Source organism: uncultured Nostoc sp., from assembly GCF_964245445.1.
In the GTDB taxonomy this organism is placed as follows: domain Bacteria; phylum Cyanobacteriota; class Cyanobacteriia; order Cyanobacteriales; family Nostocaceae; genus Nostoc.
The window spans coordinates 5,261-8,180 of record NZ_CAXTNE010000054.1 but is presented as its reverse complement, the minus strand read 5'-3'; the positions used below and the strand labels follow the sequence as shown (position 1 = coordinate 8,180).

At 43.8% G+C, this 2,920-nt stretch carries 1 protein-coding gene; it reads left to right on the top strand.

Going from position 1 to position 2,920, the window contains the following annotated elements:
- Positions 1-2,920 (top strand): beta strand repeat-containing protein (locus ACFE90_RS12110; protein ID WP_375500760.1); only part of this gene is annotated, 2,920 nt, incomplete at both ends.

Here is a 2,920-nt window from a genome sequence, read left to right as displayed (position 1 = left end):
AAAGGCGGCGACATCAACATTAAAGCTGGATCACTCTCCCTCAATAACACTATACTGGGTACTTTAACTGCCGGAAAGGGAAATGCTGGCGGTATGTCCATACAGGTCAATGATGCAATTTCCCTCACCAATAGCTCGTTAACCACCAGTGTATTAGAGCAAGCAGTAGGTAATGGCGGTAACATCGGAATCAAAGCTAGGTCACTCTTGTTGAGTGATAAAGCTTCTATTGATACCTTTTCTGTCGGACAGGGAAATGGTGGTAACGTATTTATTCAGAGCGATGATTCTGTTGCATTTTTTGATAGTGGCGTTAATAGCGTAATTTTGGGCGACTTTCCCGCTGTAGTAGAGGGAGCAGTGCGAAAGGGCGGTGATATCAATATCCAAACAGGGTCACTTTCCTTAAACAATGAAGCACAATTGGATACTAGCACTGATGGACGAGGAGACGGCGGCAAGGTATCTGTGCAAGCCAGAGATTCTGTATTTCTAGATAATAGCTCGATCAGCAGCGATGTGAGAGAGGAAGCCGTAGGTAATGGCGGAGACATAAATATCCAAGCCACGTCATTGTTTTTGACAGATAATGCTTCATTAAATGCTGATATTTCTGGACGGGGAAATGCTGGCAGTATTTTTATCAAAACCAGTGACTTGGTTAGTGGTGAAAGTAGCTTGATTTCCAGCAGTATGACACAGCCAGCCATTGGCAATGGGGGTGATATAAATATTCAAGCCACATCCTTCTTATGGACAAATGACCTTGATTTAGACAGCGCTGGACTCAGTACTAGCTCTGTTGGCAGAGGAAATGCTGGTAGTATCTCTGTGCAAACGAATGACTCACTTTTACTATTTAATAGCTCGATTAGTAGCGACTTGCTACCAACAGCAGTAGGAAAAGGGGGCAATATTGAAATTAAAGCCAACTTGGTATCTTTGTATGACTCTAAATTGAGTACTGCCACGGCTGGAGAAGGGGATGCTGGCAACGTATTAATTCAAGCGAATGACTCAATTTCACTTATAAACAGTAACATTGCTAGTGATAGTGACGGCGAAATCTTCAACAAAATAGGAGAATTAGCAGGCAAGGCAGGAGATATTAATATTCTCACTGGGTCGCTTTCCTTGAGTGATGAATCTAGACTAAGTAGCAGTACTTATGGTCAGGGAGATGCAGGTAATGTATTTGTCAATGCCAGTGGTTCTGTTTCCTTTGCTAGTGGCAGTGATATCTTGAGTGCTACTACTAGCTTGAAGTTTCTAGGTATTGGAGAATCAGAAGCAGAAGGTAAAGGAGGTAATATCAGCATCATTGCTGATTCTCTTGCTTTAGATGATGCTCTTTTTGCTGCTGCCACCAGTGGAAAAGGGAATGCTGGAGATATATTTTTGCAAATTAATGACTTTTTGACTCTCGCAAACAATAGCCAGATTACCAGCTCTGTAGCACCAGGATCTACAGGAGATGGGGGAGATATTAATATTCAAACGCGATCGCTCCGATTGAGAGATGGTTCGCAAATCCGAGCAAATGTTGAGAATTCACGTAACAATCTTCCCACTGGACGCGGACAAGGAGGAACTATTCAAATCAATGCTTCTGAGTTGGTTGATATCTTTGGAGTCAGTTCAGATGGACGCGTTAGCGGCTTATCTACTGGAACTGCGGGTATAGGCAAGGCAGGTTCCTTAACAATAAACACTCCCATTTTATTCCTCTCTGATGGGGCACAGGTTACTACTGGTACTCTTGGCGCTGGTGAAGGAGGAAGTTTGAATGTTAACGCCTCTGAATCTGTGCTGATGTATGGCATTTCCTCTGATAGTAATTCCACCACTGGCTTGTCTAGTAGAACCACGGGGATAGGAAAGGCAGGTTCTTTAACAATTACCACTCCTGTACTACTCCTCGCTGATGGGGCGCAGATTGACGCTAATACCATTGGTACAGGTGAGGGGGGAAGTTTGAATATCAATGCCTCACAATGGGTGCAACTGTATGGCACTTCAGCCAATGGTAAGGTTATTAGCGGACTATCGACTAGAACCGAAGGCGCAGGCAAAGCAGGTTCTTTAACAATTACCACTCCTGAGTTGTCTGTCTATGACGGGGCACAGGTTGATGCTGGAACTTTAAGTTCAGGTGAAGGAGGAAATTTAAATATTAATGCCTCAGAATCGTTACTAGTGTTTGGAGAATCAGCCAATCGTACAAATGTCAGCACCTTGACTACTCAAGCTGGAAAGACAGCCACAGGAAAAGCAGGGACATTAACGATAAATACTCCTAATTTGTTGGTCTTTGATGGAGGACAGATAAGTGCTAGTACCGATGGTGCAGGCGAGGGTGGAAGTTTGAATATTAATGCCTCAGAGTCGGTGAAAGTAATTGGCACCTCAATCAATGATAGGTCTCCCAGCGGCTTATTCACTGGAACTGAAGGTACAGGAAAAGCGGGTTCTTTGACAATTAATACTCCTGAGTTACTTGTCTCTAATGGAGGGCTAATCTCAGCTGCTACCCGTGGTTTAGGTGAGGGAGGTAGTTTAAATATTGATGCTTCTAAATCGGTACTAGTGGTTGGAAAATCAGCTAATGGTCGGGCTGTTAGCACTTTGTCTACTCAAGCTAGCCAGACAGCAACAGGAAAGGCGGGTTCTTTAACAATAAACTCTCCGGAGTTATTTGTCCTTAATGGAGGACAGGTTGATGCTAGTACCTTTGGTACAGGCGAGGGAGGAAGTTTGAATATCAACGCTTCACAATCGGTGCAAGTGAATGGCATCTCAGCCGATGGTCAGTCTGCTAGTGTCTTAACTACCAGAACTCAGGGTACAGGAAAGGCGGGTTCTTTAACAATTAACTCTCCGGAGTTATTTGTTCTTAATGGAGGACAGGTTGATGCTAGTA